Genomic DNA, 16,491 nt, shown 5'->3' on the forward strand with positions numbered 1-16,491 from the left:
CTGCCATGAACAACTCCGTAGCAAACACCGCCCGGTTGCTGTGGGCCGGGCTGCGTGCCCTGCTCGTCCTCACCGTCGTCTGCGGCGTGCTCTACCCGCTCGCCGTCACCGGTGTCGCCCAGGGCATCTTCCCCGACAAGGCCAACGGCTCCGAGATCACCGCGAACGGCAAGGTCGTCGGCTCCGAACTCATCGGCCAGCGCTACGACCTGCCACTGAAGAAGGGGCAGCAGACCGCGGCCCCGGACCTCAGGTGGTTCCAGCCGCGCCCGTCCGACGGCCTCGGCACCAACAGCGTCAACACCCAGTACAACCTGATCCTCTCCGGCGCGACCAACCGCTCCGGCGACAGCAAGGAACTGATCGACGCGGTGACGGCCGCCAAGGCCGCCGTCGTCAAGGACAATTCCGTCCCCGGCCACCCGGTCAGCCCCGCCGACGTGCCGGCCGACGCCGTCACCTCCTCGGGCTCCGGCCTCGACCCGGCCATCTCCCCGGCGTACGCACAGCTCCAGGTGCGCCGCGTCGCCGAGCGGAACCATCTCGGCGTCGCGCAGGTGGAGAGGCTCGTCGAGCAGCACACGGACGGCCGGATTCTCGGCTTCGTGGGGGAACCGAGGGTCAACGTCCTCCAGCTCAACATCGCTCTCAAGCAGTTGGTGAGCGGAGCCTGAGAGGTCCGGGGCCGGCCTTCGCGGCCGGCCCCGGACCATTGGCCGCACGCCGCACGCCGCACGCCGGTTCAGCCCGTCGGCGAGCCCAGGCTTCCCGGGTAGAGGTACTTCGCCGGCGGGATCACCGTGCCGTCGACCCACGCCCCGAAGAAGCCCTTGAGGTCCTGCCCCGACACCTTCGCCGCCAGCGCCTCGAACTGCCGGAACGAGGCGTTTCCGTACGCGTGGTCGCGGGTCCAGGTCCTGAGCGTCCGGAAGAACGCCTCGTCACCGACCGTGCGCCGCAGGGCATGCAGCATCAGCGACCCCTTGAAGTACAGCGCGGAATCCAACTCCTTCCCCGGGCCCGGGTCATAGAGCCTGGTGGACCAGAACGACGGATCGTCGCGGTAGTCCTCGATCTCGGAACGGTAGTAGTCCTGATCAAGGTCGGCACCCTTGTGCTCCTCCCACAACTGCCCGGCGTACTGGGCGAAGCACTCCGCGGCGCAGCCGTCCCGCCAGTCCTTGAACGAGACGCTGTCACCGAACCACTGATGGGTGTTCTCATGGACCACCGAGGCGTCGAAGAGCATGCCGCCGCCGTACGTGGGGCGGCTCTGCGTCTCCAGGGCGAGCGGGCCACCGGTGGATCCCTCCGTGGCGCCGACGACGATGGCGCCCGCCGAGGAGAACGGGTACGGGCCGAACTTCGCGGTCAGGAATTCCAGGATGTCCGTCTGCTCGGCCTCCGCGGCCGGGTCGATGACGGCGTCCGGGCTGTACGCCGTGATGACAGGCGTTCCGGCGGCCGTCTTCCCCCGGTGGACGGTGAACCTGTCGATCGCGATCGTGCTGAGGTACGTCGCCAGCGGCTTGTCCTCGAACCAGCGGAAGGTCTTCCTGCCGTCCTTCGCGGTGACCGGGCCCGGCAGGCCGTTGCCGACGGCCGTCCAGCCGTCGGGCACCGTCGCGGTGAGGGCGAAGGTGGCCTTGTCGGACGGGTGGTCGTTGGCGGGATACCAGGAGGTCGCCGCGTGCGGTTCGCCCGCCACGTACGCGCCCCCGGTCTTCAGGGTGTGCCAGCCCTCGGCGTCGGGCGCACCCGCGTACACCACCCGGACCTCGAACGTCGTGCCCTTCACGACCGGGCGGGCGGGGGTGACGATCAGTTCATGGGCGCCGGCCCGGGAGAAAGCCTTCGCCGGGGTGCCGTTCACGGTGACCGATGCCACGGTGAAGCCCTTGAGGTCCAGGCTGAACCGGTCCAGGCCGGTCAGGGCGCGGGCGGTGACGGTGGTGTCGCCGTCCAGATGGTCGGTGCGCGCCGGGTCGTAGGCGATGCGGACGTCGTAGTGGGACACGTCGTAGCCGGAGTTGCCGTCGTCGGGGAAGTACGGGTCACCGACGCCCGGACCGCCGATGGCGGCCGAGGCGGGGAGGGCGGTCAGTGCGGTGGTCACCACTGCGGCCACGAGGGCGACGGCGGCTCTGCCGCGACGGTTCAGCAGTATGCGCATGTCTCGTTCCTGAGGAAGGGGCGGTCAGTGCCGGGGATCGGCGGCGAGCTTCCACAGCACGCCGATGAGGGCGTCGGTGCTCGTCGTCTCCGTCTGCGGGTCCACGTTGGCGAGGTCGTCGCACGCCTCGTGGATGCAGTCCGAGATGCCGGTGCTGAAGCCGGACGACGGGATGCCGGCGTTGCCGAACGACTCGTGGTCCGAGCCGCCGACGCCGATGTCGAACGTGGGAATGTTCCGCTCCGCGAACCACGCCTCGAAAGCCTGCTGGGCCTCGGTCTCGCCGTGCTCGTCGTCGTGGACCACGAGCCACTGCCGGGTGTTCTTGCTGCCCGCCTGGTCGAAGTTGAGGTAGACATCGATCCTGCGGCGCTCGGCCGCGGAGAGTTTCCGGACGTAGTCCGCCGAGCCGATCAGGCCCTTCTCCTCCGCGCCCCACCACGCGAACCGGAGGTGCCGCTCGGGCTTCAGCCGCGAGGTGGCCACCTGGAGTGCGGTGGCCAGGACCGCTGCCGAGCCGGAGCCGTTGTCGTTGATTCCCGGGCCCTCCTCGACGCTGTCGAGATGGGCGCCGGTCAGCAGCACATGGTCCGGGTCGCCGCCCGGCCAGTCGGCGATCAGATTGCTGCCGGTGGCACCGTCGTGGGTGAAGGGGACGAGTTTCGTGCGGAAGCCCGCCCGGTCGAGGGCGTTCTTCACATACGTCACCGAGTCGGCGTACCCCTGCGTGCCGTGCGCGCGGTTGCCGCCGTTGCGGTCGGCGATGCGCTGCAGGGCACGCAGATGGGGCATCACCTGCTGCTCGGAGACGGTGGGGGCGGTGGGGGGCTGCGTTCTTGCGGTGGCGGTCGCGACGGGGACCGCGGACACGGTCAGGGATATCCCGAGGACTCCGGCCGCCAGCCGGGGAAGGCTCCTGCGTAACGTCATGCGCACCCTTTCAAGGACGGGGGCACTCGCCCCGGTGGACCCCGGCAAGGCTGGTCGGCCGGTGTCAGAGAGTTGTCGGAAAGTTGTGCGGAAGCGGTAGCGCCTCGGCGAGGAGGGCCGGCCGGGCCGTGCGGCCGAGCGAGCCGACGATGCGTCACATGCGCGCGGGGCGGGGTGCCGACGGGGGTTGACTTGTCCAGACCATTGCGACGCCGCTGGCGTCCGCCATACTGGCCCGATCGTCCGGGGGGATGGGAGTGACCAGGGGGACTGGTGGGGAATCGGGGAAGACGGACGCCCGCGCTGTTGCGCCGCGCGAGGCACCACGGTCTGGTGCTCTGCGCGGCCGGACTCGCGGTGCTGCTCGCGGCCACCGTGCTGGCGGCGCTGGCCGCGCTCACCGAGCGCGCGGTCGAGGGCGGGGCACAGCGGAGGCTCGCCGCGGACTCCGGAGCCGTCGTCCAGGTCGGAGGCCGGCACACGGCAGGCAAGGACGCGGCGTACGACCGTACCGACAGGGCCGTACGCGCCGCGACGGACCGTGTGTTCGCCGACGTTCCGCAGCACACCTGGGCCGCCCACCGGGCGCCGGCGGCGATGTCCGGCGGCTACCCCGTCAGCGGCGCCGACGGCCGTACGGCCCAGGACCTGGCCGTCTCCGTCGTCGCGCTCCAGGACCAGTCGCACCATGCCCGGCTGCTGTCCGGACATTGGCCGCGCGGTTCCACCGCGGGCGGTGCCACGGAGGCGGCGCTGCCCAGGGTCCTCGCCGCCCGGCTCCAGCTGCGCCCCGGCAACAGGTTCACCGTCGACGCCAACGGCAGGGGCCGGGTCTCCCTGCGACTGAGCGGGATCTACACCTCCCAGGGCCGGTCACCCGCCGTCTGGGAGGCCCTCGCCGGGGCCTACGGAAGCACGGAGAACATGGTCCTGCTCGCCCCCGACGCCTTCACCGCGAACTCCCCGCTGGCCGCGGACTCCACCGACCTGTGGCTCGGCGTACCGGTCGTTTCCGGCCTCGGACTGGACGGCATCGACGCACTCGCCGGACGGCTCGACACCTTCAGCGGCAGTGACACCCGCCGTTCCGTCTTCCACGGCGGGCCGGTCCCCGGCGCCGAACTCGCCGTACTCGACGGGCTCGCGAACGCCCTGCGCGCACTCGACACGCCCGTCGCCGTCGCCCGCGCCGGTCTGTACATCCCGGCCACGCTGCTCGCCGCGCTCGCCGCCGCCGCGCTCGTTCTCACCGCCCGCCAACTCGCCGAACACCGCGCACCCGAACAGGCGCTGCTCACCGCACGCGGTGCCGGCGCACCAAGGATCACCGTCGCGGCCGTCGCGCAGTGGGCGGCCGTCGCACTCCCGGCGGGCTGCGCCGCACCGTTCCTCGCCGGTCCGCTGCTACGACTGCTGAACCGGGGCGGGCTCGTCCCCGGAGGCCTCCCCGACGAGCCATCGACGCTCCCTCTCGCCTGGGCGGCCGCGCTGCTCGCCGTCGCCGCGCACGGCACCGCGCTGCTGGTGCCCACCGTGCGGACGGCACGCGACCGGCATAATGTCTCCCGGCTGCGACAGCGCCTGAGCCGGTACTCCTGGGCGCAGCGCAGCGGGACCGACGCCGCCCTGGTCGTCGTCGCCGTGCTCGGCTGGCTGCAGCTGCGGCAGTACCGGTCCCCGGTATCGGCGGGCGACGGCGGCAGCGGGGTCGATCCGGTCCTCGTCCTGGCCCCCGTCGCGATGACCGTCGCGGCCGTTGTGCTGGTGTTGCGACTGCTGCCGCTGACCGGTCGGCTCATCGACCCGATGGCCCGCCGCGGCACCGGACTCGTACTCCCGCTCGGCGGTTGGCAGATCGGCCGCAGGGCCTCCCGGCACGCCGGACCGACCCTGGTCGTCGCCCTGGCGCTGGCCGTCGGGGCGCTCAGCGCGACGGCGCTGGCGATCCTCGACCGGGGCGACCACGACCAAGCCGTGTTCGCCGTCGGCTCGGACCTGAGGATCACCGCCGGGCCCGAGGACGCCGGAGGAGTGCCGGAGGGGGAGCGCAGGGAGGCCTATCGGAAGCTGCCCGGGGTCGACGCGCTCACTCCCGTGCTGGAGGCGCCCGGCTACGTGGCGGACCAGCCCGTAGCGGTGACCGGGATCAACACCGCACGCGGACCCGTGCCCGCCCTGCGCCCCGACCTCTCCGACCGGCCGCTCGCCGAACTCCTGCGTCCGCTCGGACGCACCGTCCCACGCCATGGACTGGTGCTCGCCGGGACGCCCCGCACCCTCCCGCTGCGGGTGGCGCTCAGCGCCGACGGCCCCGGCACCCCCGTGCCGATCACCCTCACCGTCACCTTCGAGGACGGCGACGGACTCGCCCACGAGAGCTCCGTGCCGCTGCGTACCGCGGGCACCCGGGCCCGTACGGTCCGCCTGCTCGTGCCCGCGCGCACCGGGCCGCTGCGGATCCTCCGGGTCGGCCTGAACATGCGGGGCGAAACGGTTCGGCGCACCTACCGTCTGACGATCGACCGGATTCCGGGCGCGACCGCCCCCGCGTCCCTCAAGGACGTCACCGCGACCGACGTGTCCGACCCGGGCGCCGTGGGCTGCCCCGGAGCCGAACCCGATCCGTCCGCCGCGGCTCCCGGCACCGGGCCCGTGCTGTGCAGCAACCGGCCGCGGGCCGGGGCGCTCGTCGACGCGGTGCTGCGTGGCCCCGACGTCACGTCGGTCTCGCCCCTGCCGGACATCCGGCTGGCGGTCAACACGGCGCGGAACACTCCCGATGTGCCGGCCCTGGCCGATGCGGCGCTGCTCGACCGGGGGACCGTCAGGATCGGGGACACCGTGGATGTGACGCCGCCGGACGGGGGCGCCCTGTCCTTCAAGGTGGTCGGCCGGATCGGGGCCGTCCCCGGGGCCGACCGGAACTTCCCGCGCCTCCTCGTCGACTCCCGGGCGCTGACCGGTCTGCTCGCCGCCCAGGGCCGGCTGCCCGAGGCCGAGACCGGCTGGCTGGCCTCGGTCCGGGGGCACGATGCGAGCGCCGCCCTACGGGCGGTGGGCGCGGATCCGCGGCTCGGCGTCGCGACGGATGTGCCCCATGAACGCGCCCGGCTCGCCGACGACCCGCTGCGGCACGGCGCACGCGGCGCGCTCACGCTCTGTCTGCTGCTGGCCCCGGCCTTCGCGGTGATCGCCTTCACGCTGCACACCGCGCTCTCGGCACGGGCCCGGCGCCGGGAGTTCGCGCTGCTTCGGGCCATCGGCGTACGGCGGGGTCAGCTCGCGGCGTACCTCTGGACCGAACAGCTGGGCCTGTCCGCCGTCGCCGCGCTGCTGGGCACCCTGCTGGGCACGGTGCTCGCGGCGGCGATCATGCCGGTGGTCACGGTGACCACCGACGGACAGCAGGTCTTCCCGGTCCTGCTGACGTCCGTGCCCTGGGCACGGGTGGCGGCGACCGGGGCGATCACGACCGTGCTGATCTGTGGGGTGGTCGGCTGCGCCGCCCGGTTCCTGGCACGGGTGGACCTGGCACGGGTACTGCGAGCGGGGGACGACGGATGACCGGCCGGGTACCGGGGAGAGACGCGCCGAAGGGCACGTTCGCCGGCCGCGCGGCCGGGAGTGACGCGCCGAACGGGACGTTCGCCGGCCGGGCGCCTGGGGCTGACGCGTCCCACGGCACGTCCGCCGGCCGTGCGGCCGAGCCGGCCGCGTGGAAAGGCCCGTTCATCGGCCGGCTCCGTGCGCTGCGCTCCTGGCGGCCCGATGTGCTGACGGTCCGGGAGGCACGGGCCGACGCCGTCCTGCTGGTCTGCCTCGCGGCACTCGTCGCCCTGCTCACGGCCGCGGCCGCCGCCGCACCGCCGCTCATGGACCGGCTCGCCGGACGCGCCCTGCTCGACCGGGTGACCGCCGTTCAGGAGGACGGGCCGGGCCTGCAGTTCAGTTCGGCCCTGGAGATCTCCCGCGCCGGGAGGGCAGGGCCGGTCACGTTCGGGCGGGATCTCGACGACGCGGGCCGGCACATCATGAGCGCCGCGCCCGTGGTGCTCGCCGACCGCCTGGTCGCCGGCTCCGCCCGGGTGGAGCTCCCACCGGTGGCGACCACGATCGGCGGCGACTCCGTCTCGCTGGGCCTGCTGTACGCGAACGACGCGCCACGTGGGCGTTCCTACACCGAGGGCCGGGCGCCGGGCGAGAACCGCAACCACGTCGAGATCGCCGTGTCCGATCGCACCGCGGACGTACTGCGGCTCCGCGTCGGGCAGCACCTCGTCCTGCGACAGGGGAGCCTGCCCGTGACGACTCCGGCCGTGGTGGTCGGCGTCTTCGAGCTCGGCCCGCAACGGATCGGCCGCGAAGTTCCTCTGCTCGGCGATCCGTTGAAGGTCCCCGGCGCCGCCACCGGCATCGACCGGCAGGCCACCGCGCTCACCTCGCCCGGCGCGCTCGAAAGACTGCAGACGACGGGACGCGTACAGCTCTCCGCCACCTGGAACCAGCGGCTCGACCTGACCGGCGCCGAAGCGATCCGGTTCAGCGGCGCGCGCGGCGGCGCGGTGCTTCAGCGCGGGCTGTACCAGTACGGGCAGTTGGTCGACGACTCCTTCTGCGGGCAGGGCGCCGACGGGTACCAGACCTGCGTCGTCGGCGCGCACCGCGCGTCCTCACCGACCATGTCGAGCCAACTCCCCGGCACGGTGGCCCGGTTCGCCACCGAATGGCGTCGCGCCGAGGCCGTCATCTCGTTCTCTCTGGTCTCGCTGATCAGCGTCGGCCTGGCCACCTGCGTCGTCATGGCCCTGCTCGCCGTACGCCGGAGGCTGGGCGCCCACCGGCTGCAACGGGCCCGGGGCGCTTCCGCGTTCGGCCTCGCCGCGAGCCGTGCCGGGCAGACCGCGCCCGCCGTGCTGACCGGTCTGCCGACGGGCTTCGTAGTGGCCTGGGCCGTGGCACCCCAGGGCGCGAGCGGCCCCGCGTACGGCACGGCGGCGGTCGTCGCGGCACTCGTCTGGCTGGTGCTGCCCGCGCTGACCTGGAACGCGGTACGGGACAGAGCGCCGCGACAGCCCACCGACGGCCGGAACGGGGGGCGCGCCGGCGCACGCCGGATCACCGCCGAGGCCACCGTGCTGCTGCTCGCCGTCGCCGGTGTCCTCGCCCTGCGGACCCGGGGCATGCGGGAGGTGACCGATCCCCAGCTCGCCGCCGTACCGGCGCTGCTGGGGCTGGCGACCGTCCTGCTGCTGGTGCGCTGCTATCCGCTCCCCGTGCGGTTCCTGGCCCGCAGGTCCGCGCGCCGCCGCGGCGCCGTCCTGATGATCGCGCTCGCCTGCGCGGCCAAGGCGGCCCCCGCGCGCGCCCTCGCACTCCTCGTCCTGGTCATCACCCTCGGCACCGCCGTCTTCGGCAGCCTCGTCACCGGGACGATCACCGAAGGACGCCGCACCGCCGCCGACCGGCACGTCGGTGCCGACGCCTCCTACGTCGGCGCCCAGGCCGACCCGGAGACCGCGCGGAAGCTGTCCCGAGCCCCCGGGGTCCGCCACCGGCTCACCGTCTCCCGCACCTCGGCGGCGCTCATCGGCGCCGACGACGGCGGCAATCACGGCCGGGCCGACCTGGTCTCCCTCGATGCCGCCGCGCTCGGCGCCGCGGTGCCCCGTTCCCCGGCAGCCACCGCACTGTCCCGTGCCCCGCGCGCCGGACACGGAGCCGTTCCAGTGCTCACCGGACCCGGGCTGCCCGTCGGTACGACGTACACCGTCACCCTGCGCGGCCGGACCCTCACCGTCACCGTCGTCGGCGTGCTCACCGACGACGCGGCCCAGGACCCGGCGCTCGGCCCGGTCCTCGAAGACCGGCACAACCGGGTACTGCTCGCCGACACGGCGGCGCTCACCGGATTGCGCGCCCAGGACCAGGAGGAGAGGGCCCTCCTGTTGTACGGATCCGCCCTCGACGCGGACGCGTTGCGCGGTATCGCCCCACGCGCCACGATCAAGGACAGCGTGGGCGACCTGCGGATCCGCTCCCAGGCGGCCGCCCGGGACCGGGACGACGGGGTGCTCGGCGCCCTGTCCACCGCGCACACCGTCTGCACCCTGCTCGCGGGCCTGCTGGCTTTCGTCGCGCTCGTGCTCGATCTGCTGCTCTCCGCGCCCGAACGCGGCCGCACCGCTGCGAAGCTCCGTACGATGGGCCTCGGCACCCGCGGCCTCGGAGGGCTGCAGATCCTGCAACTGTTGCCGATGGCACTGGCCGCCGCGGCCGGCGGGGCGGCTCTCGGTGCCGCGCTTCCGGCCCTGCTCGGACCGGCCCTGAAACTGCGGGACTTCACCGGTGGCCCCGCCGAACCGGCCCTGCACGCCGATTACGCGCCGGTGGCCCTGCTGGGCGCCGGATTCGCCGTACTGATCGCGGCGGCCGTCGCCGCGGAGACCTGGCTCGCCCGCCGCCGCGGGCCGGGGACGGTCCTGAGAGTGGGAGAGACGGGGGAGAGCGACGCGTGACAGATCAGCTGGACGAGACGGCCGACACGGACGAGACGTGCGAGGGGGAGAGTGCCGCATGACGGACCTCCGTGAGCTGGAGGCGCGGGCCAGGGCGGGCACCGCGCCCGCCACCGACGAGGGCCTGGTCGTCTGTGACAACGTCGTACGCGTCTACCGCACCGAGGACGTCGAGGTGCAGGCGCTCCAGGGCCTCGATCTCGTCGTGCGGGACGGCGAGTGCATGGCGCTGGTCGGAGCCTCCGGCTCCGGCAAGTCGACCCTGCTCGCCATCCTGTCCGGCCTCGACACCCCCACCGCGGGATCGGCCAGGGTCGCCGGGCGTGACCTGATGTCCATGCGCCGCCGCGAACGCCTCGACTACCGCCGGCGCACCGTCGGCTTCGTCTGGCAGCAGACCGGACGCAACCTGCTGCCGTACCTGACCGCCGTGGAGAACGTCACCCTGCCGATGAAGTACACCGGTGTCCCGCGTGCCCGGCGCGAGGCGCGGGCCACCGAACTCCTCGGCGTCCTCGGCGTCGCGCACTGCCGCGACCGCAGACCCACCGAACTGAGCGGGGGCGAACAGCAGCGTGTCGCCGTCGCCGTGGCCACCGCCAACAGCCCCCGGGTGCTGCTCGCCGACGAACCGACCGGCGAACTGGACACGGCCAGCGCCGAGGACGTCTTCGCCGCCCTGCGCCGCGCCAACGAAGAACTCGGTGCGACCGTTCTGGTGGTCACCCACGACCCGATGGTCTCCGGCCAGGTGCGTCGTACGGTACGCATCCGCGACGGCCGGACCGCCACGGAGACACTGCGCGACGGCCGCCCCGACGGCGGCGCGGAGGAATTCGCCGTACTCGACCGGGTCGGGCGGCTGCAGCTGCCCGACGAGTATGTGCGACGCTACGGGCTCCGCCACCGCGTACGGCTCACCGCCGAGGACGACCACATCGGCGTGCGGCCGGACGCCTGACAGACATCCCGGCCATTGCCCGGCCCTGTGCCCGATGCACATACTGGCGGCCGACGAGACGATCACGTACGGGGAAACATGTGTGGGGGAGAGACATGACCGACAACACCGGCCGGACGAGCGCCGGAGGGCGAAGCGGTGCGGCGGTGGTCGAGGACGCGGCGCGCGGACCCATGGTCCGGGTCGAGGACCTGCACCGCTCCTACGGCACCGGCGCAGCGGCCGTGCACGCGTTGCGGGGGGTCTCCTTCGAGCTGCCACGCGGAGAGCTCGTCGCGCTCAAGGGACGCTCTGGCTCCGGCAAGACGACCCTCCTCAACCTGGTCGGTGGACTCGACGGCCCGGACGGCGGCCGGATCACCGTCGACGGCACGGACCTCGCCGAACTCGGTGAGAACGGGCTGCTGGAGCTGCGCCGGGACCGGATCGGCTTCATCTTCCAGTCCTTCGGCCTGATCCCGATCCTGACGGCTGCGGAGAACGTCGGCGTACCCCTGCGACTGCGCAAGACGGACCCGCGCGAGCGCGAGGAGCGAGTGGCCCTGCTGCTCTCCATGGTCGGGCTCGCCGACCACGCGGCCCAGCGTCCGGGAGAGCTCTCCGGCGGTCAGCAACAGCGCGTCGCGATCGCCCGCGCGCTCGCCAACCGCCCCGCGCTGCTGATCGCGGACGAGCCGACCGGACAGCTCGACGCGGAGACCGGGCTCGCGGTGATGGAGCTGCTGAGGGCGGTGGTACGGAGTGAGGGCGTCACCGCACTGGTGGCGACGCACGACGCCCAGCTGCTGGGCCTGGCGGACCGGGTGCTGGAGCTGAGCGACGGGCACATCGTCGAGCAGGGGTGAGGGCAGTCGCCCGGACCCACCGGCCGGCGCCCCCGGCCTCCCGAAGGCCGGACCCCGCCGGAGCGTCCCGTGCTCGGTGCGGGCGTCAGAATCCTGTCAATTCGGTTCCCACCCCCACCCCTCGTCCGATTTGTCGAGAATCTACGGGGTAGCTTCGAACCGGCTGCCGCACCTGCCGCAGCCGGTTCAGAGAAGACAATGGGGCCATGGCACGCGGCAAGCTTCGGATCTACCTGGGTGCGGCACCCGGCGTCGGCAAGACGTACGCGATGCTCTCCGAGGCCCACAGGCGCGTCGAGCGGGGCACCGACTGCGTCGTCGCCTTCGTGGAGCACCACGACCGCCCGCGCACCGAGGTCATGCTCCACGGCCTGGAGCAGATCCGGCGCCGTGAGATCGAGTACCGCTCCGCCGTCTTCACCGAGATGGACGTCGACGCGGTTCTGGAGCGGGCCCCGGCCGTCGCCCTGGTGGACGAACTCGCGCACACCAATGTGCCGGGCTCCCGCAACGCCAAACGCTGGCAGGACGTCGAAGAGCTCCTCCAGGCCGGCATCGACGTGATCTCCACCGTCAACATCCAGCACCTGGAGTCGCTCGGCGACGTCGTCGAGGCCATAACCGGCGTACGCCAGCGTGAGACCGTTCCCGACGAGGTCGTCCGCAGGGCCGACCAGCTCGAACTCGTCGACATGTCGCCCCAGGCGCTGCGCCGCCGGATGGCCCACGGCAACATCTACAAGCCGGACCGGATCGACGCGTCCCTGTCCAACTACTTCCGCCCCGGCAACCTGACCGCCCTGCGCGAGCTGGCGCTCCTCTGGGTCGCCGACCGGGTCGACGAATACCTTCAGCAGTACCGCGGCGAGCACAACATCCGCACCACCTGGCAGGCCCGTGAACGCATCGTCGTCGGACTCACCGGCGGCCCCGAGGGCCGTACGCTCATCCGCCGCGCGTCCCGGATGGCCGCCAAGGGCTCCGGCAGCGAGATCCTCGCCGTCTACATCGCCCGCAGCGACGGACTGACCTCCGCCTCGCCCAAGGAACTCACCGTCCAACGCACCCTGGTGGAGGACCTCGGCGGCACGTTCCACCATGTCATCGGCGACGACATACCGTCGGCGCTCCTCGAATTCGCCCGTGGGGTGAACGCCACGCAGATCGTCCTCGGCTCCAGCCGCCGCAAGACCTGGCAGTACATCTACGGACCGGGCGTGGGCGCCACGGTCGCCCGCGAGTCCGGCCCCGACCTCGACGTCCACATCGTCACGCACGAAGAGGTGGCCAAGGGCCGCGGGCTGCCCATCGCCCGCGGCGCCCGGCTGGGCCGGGTCCGGATCATCTGGGGCTGGCTGGTCGGCGTCGGCGGCCCGGCGCTGCTCTCGCTGCTCCTCACCAGTCTGGAGAACGGACCGGGGCTCGCCAACGACGTCCTGCTCTTCCTCTTCATGACGGTCGCGGCGGCCCTGCTCGGCGGGCTGCTGCCCGCCCTCGCGTCGGCCGCCGTGGGCTCGCTGCTGCTGAACTACTGGTTCACCCCGCCCACCCACACCCTGACCGTGCAGGACCCGGAGAACTTCGTCGCCATCCTGATCTTCTTCGCGGTGGCGGTCTCGGTCGCCTCGGTCGTCGATCTGGCGGCCCGCCGCACCCATCAGGCGGCCCGGCTGCGCGCCGAGTCGGAGATCCTCTCCTTCCTGGCGGGCAGTGTGCTGCGCGGCGAGACCACCCTGGACGCGCTCCTGGACCGGGTCCGCGAGACCTTCGGCATGGAGTCCGTCGCCCTGCTGGAGCGGCAGAGCGATGTCGACCCGTGGACCTGCGCCGGAAGCGTCGGCCCGGGGCCGGTGGCCCGGCCGGAGGACGCCGACGTGGACATGCCGGTCGGTGACCACATGGCGCTCGCCCTCTCCGGCCGGGTGCTGCCCGCCGAGGACCGCCGGGTGCTCGGGGCGTTCGCCGCCCAGGCCGCCGTCGTACTGGACCGGCAGCGCCTGGTCGGCGAGGCGGAGGAGGCCCGGCGGCTCGCCGAGGGGAACCGGATCAGGACGGCGCTCCTCGCCGCCGTCAGCCACGATCTGCGGACCCCGCTCTCCGCCATCAAGGCCGCCGTCAGCTCCCTGCGCTCCGACGACGTCGCGTGGTCCGACGAGGACGAGGCGGAACTCCTGGAGGGCATCGAGAACGGCGCCGACCGCCTCGACCACCTCGTGGGGAACCTCCTGGACATGTCCCGGCTGCAGACCGGCACCGTCACCCCGCTGATCCGCGAGATCGACCTCGACGAGGTGGTGCCGATGGCGCTCGGCGGCGTGCCGGAGGGCAGCGTGGACCTCGACATCCCCGAGACCCTGCCGATGGTCGAGGTCGACCCCGGGCTGCTGGAGAGAGCCGTCGCCAACATCGTCGAGAACGCCGTCAAGTACAGCCCCTACGAACAACACGTCACGGTGGCCGCCAGCGCGCTCGGCGAACGCGTCGAACTACGGGTCGTCGACCGGGGCCCCGGCATCCCCGACGACGCCAAGGAACGCATCTTCGAGCCCTTCCAGCGCTACGGCGACGCCCCGCGCGGAGCGGGCGTCGGACTGGGCCTCGCGGTGGCCCGCGGCTTCGTGGAGTCCATGGGCGGCACGCTGGGCGCCGAGGACACCCCGGGCGGCGGTCTCACCATGGTGCTGACCCTCAAGGCGGCGTCGGGATACGTTCCGGTCAGCCCCGACCTGCCCGCGCGGGTCACCTCATGACTTCGCCGGTCACCTCATGATCTCCGGAACGCTCCGGGAGATCGCCGTACAGCAGAAAGGCAGGGCCCCCATGACCCGGGTGCTTGTGGTCGACGACGAGCCGCAGATCGTACGCGCCCTCGTGATCAACCTGAAGGCGCGCAAGTACGAGGTGGACGCGGCGCCCGACGGCGCCACGGCCCTCCAGCTCGCCGCCGCCCGCCACCCCGATGTCGTCGTCCTCGACCTCGGACTGCCCGACATGGACGGGGTCGAGGTGATCAAGGGGCTGCGCGGCTGGACCAGGGTGCCGATCCTGGTGCTCTCCGCCCGCCACACCTCCGACGAGAAGGTCGAGGCCCTGGACGCCGGAGCCGACGACTACGTGACCAAGCCGTTCGGCATGGACGAGCTGCTGGCCCGGCTGCGCGCCTCCGTCCGCCGCGCGGAACCCGTCGGACAGCACGGCACCGACGACATGGTGGTCGTCGAGACCGAGGGGTTCACCGTCGACCTGGCGGCGAAGAAGGTCCACCGCGAGGGACGCGACGTGCGGCTCACGCCCACCGAGTGGCATCTGCTGGAGGTCCTGGTCCGCAACAGCGGCCGGCTGGTCAGCCAGAAGCAGCTGCTCCAGGAGGTGTGGGGGCCCTCGTACGGCACCGAGACCAACTACCTGCGGGTGTACATGGCGCAACTGAGGCGCAAGCTGGAGGCCGACCCCTCGCACCCCCGGCACTTCGTCACCGAGCCGGGGATGGGCTACCGCTTCGAGCGCGGCTGAACCGCGGCCGGGCGCCCCGGCGTCGGCGCGGCGGATGTGGGCGGAGGAGCCCTGCGTCGGCAGGCGCGGGTCGTGGGCCCGGTCCTGGTGTCCGCGTCGCTCGCCCCTGCTCCGCAACTCCGACGCCGACGAGAGGTCCGTGGCTCTGACGAGCAACCCGTTCGAGCGAGACCCGGGACACCCGCTCGGAACATTTCGAGTGAGACCCGGGACACCCGCTCGGAACACGGGAGACCGGTACCCTTCGGTTATGAGTGCTGTTCCTCGATTCGAGAAGCCGGGCAAGGCGGAGAAGCCGTCCGGCCGCTTCCGGCGGATGCTCGACCGGCTGTCCAGCTCCCGGGAGGACCTGGAGTCCGAGGAGCTGCAGGAGGACTCGCAGGCTTCGGGATGCACGCGTATCTCCGAATGCACCGACCGGCAGATCGTGAAGGTGACTGGTACCTTGCGGACCGTCACCCTGCGGCCGCGCGCCGGAGTGCCCGCCCTGGAGGCGGAACTCTTCGACGGCACCGCGCCGCTGGACGTGGTCTGGCTGGGCCGACGCTCCATCGCGGGCATAGAACCGGGCCGCAAGCTCATCGCCTCGGGCCGGATCGCCATGAGTCATGGACGCCGGGTGCTGTTCAATCCCAAATACGAACTCCGACCGCTCGGCAAGGAGTAGCCGGTGACGTCTCTCGACAAGCCGACGTCCGACACGGACCGCACGACCCGCACCGACCAGCAGGAGGCCGACGCGAAGGCGGTCACCGAGGCAGCGCTCTTCGAAGCGTTCGGCGGTGTCCGGGGGATGGTGGAGACAGTCCTTCCCGGGCTGCTCTTCGTCACGATCTTCACGGTCAACAAGGATCTGCACATCTCGGCCATCGCGGCCCTGGTGGTGTCCCTGCTCCTCGTCGCCGTACGGCTGATCCGCAGGGACACCGTGAAGCATGCCTTCAGCGGTGTCTTCGGCGTGGCCTTCGGCGTGGTCTTCGCCATGATGACGGGCAATGCCAAGGACTTCTATCTGCCGGGCATGCTCTACACGCTCGGCCTGGCCCTCGCCTATCTGATCACCACCCTCGCAGGGGTGCCGCTGATCGGTCTGATCCTGGGGCCGGTGTTCAAGGAGAACCTCTCCTGGCGCACCAGGAACCCCGGCCGCAGGAAGGCATACGCGAAGGCGAGCTATGCCTGGGGACTGATCCTGCTCGCCAAGTGCGCGATCCTCTTCCCGCTGTACTGGTGGGCCGACACGACCCAGTTCGGCTGGGTCCTGGTCGCCCTGAAGATCCCGCCCTTCCTGCTCGCGGTCTATCTGACCTGGGTCTTCCTCGCCAAGGCGCCGCCGCCCATCGATGTCTTCGCCGAGATGGAGGCGCAGGAGCAGGCCGAGAAGGCCCGCAAGGCCGAAGCGGCCGCCGCCGCGACGCGCCACCAGGAGTACTGAACCGCCCAAGGCGGAAGGCGGAAGGGGGGGGGGGGGGGGCGCGCGCGGCGAGGCGGCGGGAGGCGCCGCCCCGCCCCCCCCCCCCCCCCAGCCCGGCGGGGGGGGGGGGGGGCGCGGCG

At 72.5% G+C, this 16,491-nt stretch carries 11 protein-coding genes; 9 read left to right on the plus strand and 2 right to left on the minus strand.

Features of this window, described 5'->3' with window-relative positions; translation table 11 throughout:
• Nucleotides 1-5 precede the first annotated feature (5 nt).
• The gene (locus ACIOHC_RS12940) at nt 6-674 is read left to right on the plus strand and encodes a potassium-transporting ATPase subunit C (protein ID WP_401842710.1); all 669 of its coding nucleotides are present in this window, start codon (nt 6-8) and stop codon (nt 672-674) included.
• A 68-nt stretch (nt 675-742) separates the two neighbouring features.
• Here ACIOHC_RS12940 and ACIOHC_RS12945 read toward each other — a convergent pair whose 3' ends face one another.
• Both ACIOHC_RS12945 and ACIOHC_RS12950 read right to left on the minus strand, forming a co-directional pair.
• On the minus strand, nt 743-2,173 hold the full coding sequence (locus tag ACIOHC_RS12945) for a M1 family metallopeptidase (protein WP_401842711.1): 1,431 nt from the start codon (nt 2,171-2,173) through the stop codon (nt 743-745).
• Between the two features lie 24 nt (nt 2,174-2,197).
• Entirely contained in the window at nt 2,198-3,103 is a 906-nt protein-coding gene (locus tag ACIOHC_RS12950; RefSeq protein WP_389638498.1) for a M28 family peptidase, read from the minus strand.
• Nucleotides 3,104-3,409: 306 nt separating this feature from the next.
• Here ACIOHC_RS12950 and ACIOHC_RS12955 point away from each other — a divergent pair, with 306 nt between their 5' ends.
• The 8 genes from ACIOHC_RS12955 to ACIOHC_RS12990 all read left to right on the plus strand — a co-directional run bounded on the left by ACIOHC_RS12955 (nt 3,410) and on the right by ACIOHC_RS12990 (nt 16,372).
• On the plus strand, nt 3,410-6,667 hold the full coding sequence (locus ACIOHC_RS12955; RefSeq protein WP_401842712.1) for an FtsX-like permease family protein: 3,258 nt from the start codon (nt 3,410-3,412) through the stop codon (nt 6,665-6,667).
• The gene (locus ACIOHC_RS12960; RefSeq protein WP_401842714.1) at nt 6,664-9,618 is read left to right on the plus strand and encodes a hypothetical protein; all 2,955 of its coding nucleotides are present in this window, start codon (nt 6,664-6,666) and stop codon (nt 9,616-9,618) included. Before ACIOHC_RS12955 ends, ACIOHC_RS12960 begins: the two co-directional genes overlap by 4 nt.
• Nucleotides 9,619-9,676: 58 nt before the next feature.
• A complete protein-coding gene (locus tag ACIOHC_RS12965; protein WP_351084867.1) occupies nt 9,677-10,579 on the plus strand; it encodes an ABC transporter ATP-binding protein in 903 nt (300 codons plus the stop codon).
• A 95-nt stretch (nt 10,580-10,674) separates the two neighbouring features.
• Nucleotides 10,675-11,424: an ABC transporter ATP-binding protein gene (locus ACIOHC_RS12970; protein ID WP_351084869.1), complete on the plus strand. Its 750-nt coding sequence runs from the start codon at nt 10,675-10,677 to the stop codon at nt 11,422-11,424.
• 206 nt (nt 11,425-11,630) lie between these two features.
• Complete coding sequence (locus ACIOHC_RS12975; RefSeq protein ID WP_351084872.1) at nt 11,631-14,174, plus strand: sensor histidine kinase KdpD; 2,544 nt, start codon at nt 11,631-11,633, stop codon at nt 14,172-14,174.
• Nucleotides 14,175-14,244: 70 nt separating this feature from the next.
• Nucleotides 14,245-14,937, plus strand: a complete 693-nt coding sequence (locus ACIOHC_RS12980; protein ID WP_351084878.1) for a response regulator — start codon at nt 14,245-14,247, stop codon at nt 14,935-14,937.
• A 250-nt stretch (nt 14,938-15,187) separates the two neighbouring features.
• Entirely contained in the window at nt 15,188-15,604 is a 417-nt protein-coding gene (locus ACIOHC_RS12985) for an OB-fold nucleic acid binding domain-containing protein (protein WP_351084874.1), read from the plus strand.
• A gap of 3 nt (nt 15,605-15,607) precedes the next feature.
• The gene (locus tag ACIOHC_RS12990) at nt 15,608-16,372 is read left to right on the plus strand and encodes a DUF3159 domain-containing protein (RefSeq protein ID WP_351084876.1); all 765 of its coding nucleotides are present in this window, start codon (nt 15,608-15,610) and stop codon (nt 16,370-16,372) included.
• The last annotated feature ends 119 nt before the right edge of the window (nt 16,373-16,491 follow it).

Source organism: Streptomyces sp. NPDC088252 (assembly GCF_044740965.1).
Lineage (GTDB): Bacteria > Actinomycetota > Actinomycetes > Streptomycetales > Streptomycetaceae > Streptomyces.

What these genes read in the sequence shown, in the direction of transcription:
- ACIOHC_RS12950 (WP_389638498.1), bottom strand. Translation starts at nt 3,103, where the DNA reads ATGACGTTACGCAGGAGCCTTCCCCGGCTGGCGGCCGGAGTCCTCGGG.
- ACIOHC_RS12945 (WP_401842711.1), bottom strand. Translation starts at nt 2,173, where the DNA reads ATGCGCATACTGCTGAACCGTCGCGGCAGAGCCGCCGTCGCCCTCGTG.
- ACIOHC_RS12980 (WP_351084878.1), top strand. Translation starts at nt 14,245, where the DNA reads ATGACCCGGGTGCTTGTGGTCGACGACGAGCCGCAGATCGTACGCGCC.
- ACIOHC_RS12940 (WP_401842710.1), top strand. Translation starts at nt 6, where the DNA reads ATGAACAACTCCGTAGCAAACACCGCCCGGTTGCTGTGGGCCGGGCTG.
- ACIOHC_RS12965 (WP_351084867.1), top strand. Translation starts at nt 9,677, where the DNA reads ATGACGGACCTCCGTGAGCTGGAGGCGCGGGCCAGGGCGGGCACCGCG.
- ACIOHC_RS12985 (WP_351084874.1), top strand. Translation starts at nt 15,188, where the DNA reads ATGAGTGCTGTTCCTCGATTCGAGAAGCCGGGCAAGGCGGAGAAGCCG.
- ACIOHC_RS12970 (WP_351084869.1), top strand. Translation starts at nt 10,675, where the DNA reads ATGACCGACAACACCGGCCGGACGAGCGCCGGAGGGCGAAGCGGTGCG.
- ACIOHC_RS12975 (WP_351084872.1), top strand. Translation starts at nt 11,631, where the DNA reads ATGGCACGCGGCAAGCTTCGGATCTACCTGGGTGCGGCACCCGGCGTC.
- ACIOHC_RS12960 (WP_401842714.1), top strand. Translation starts at nt 6,664, where the DNA reads ATGACCGGCCGGGTACCGGGGAGAGACGCGCCGAAGGGCACGTTCGCC.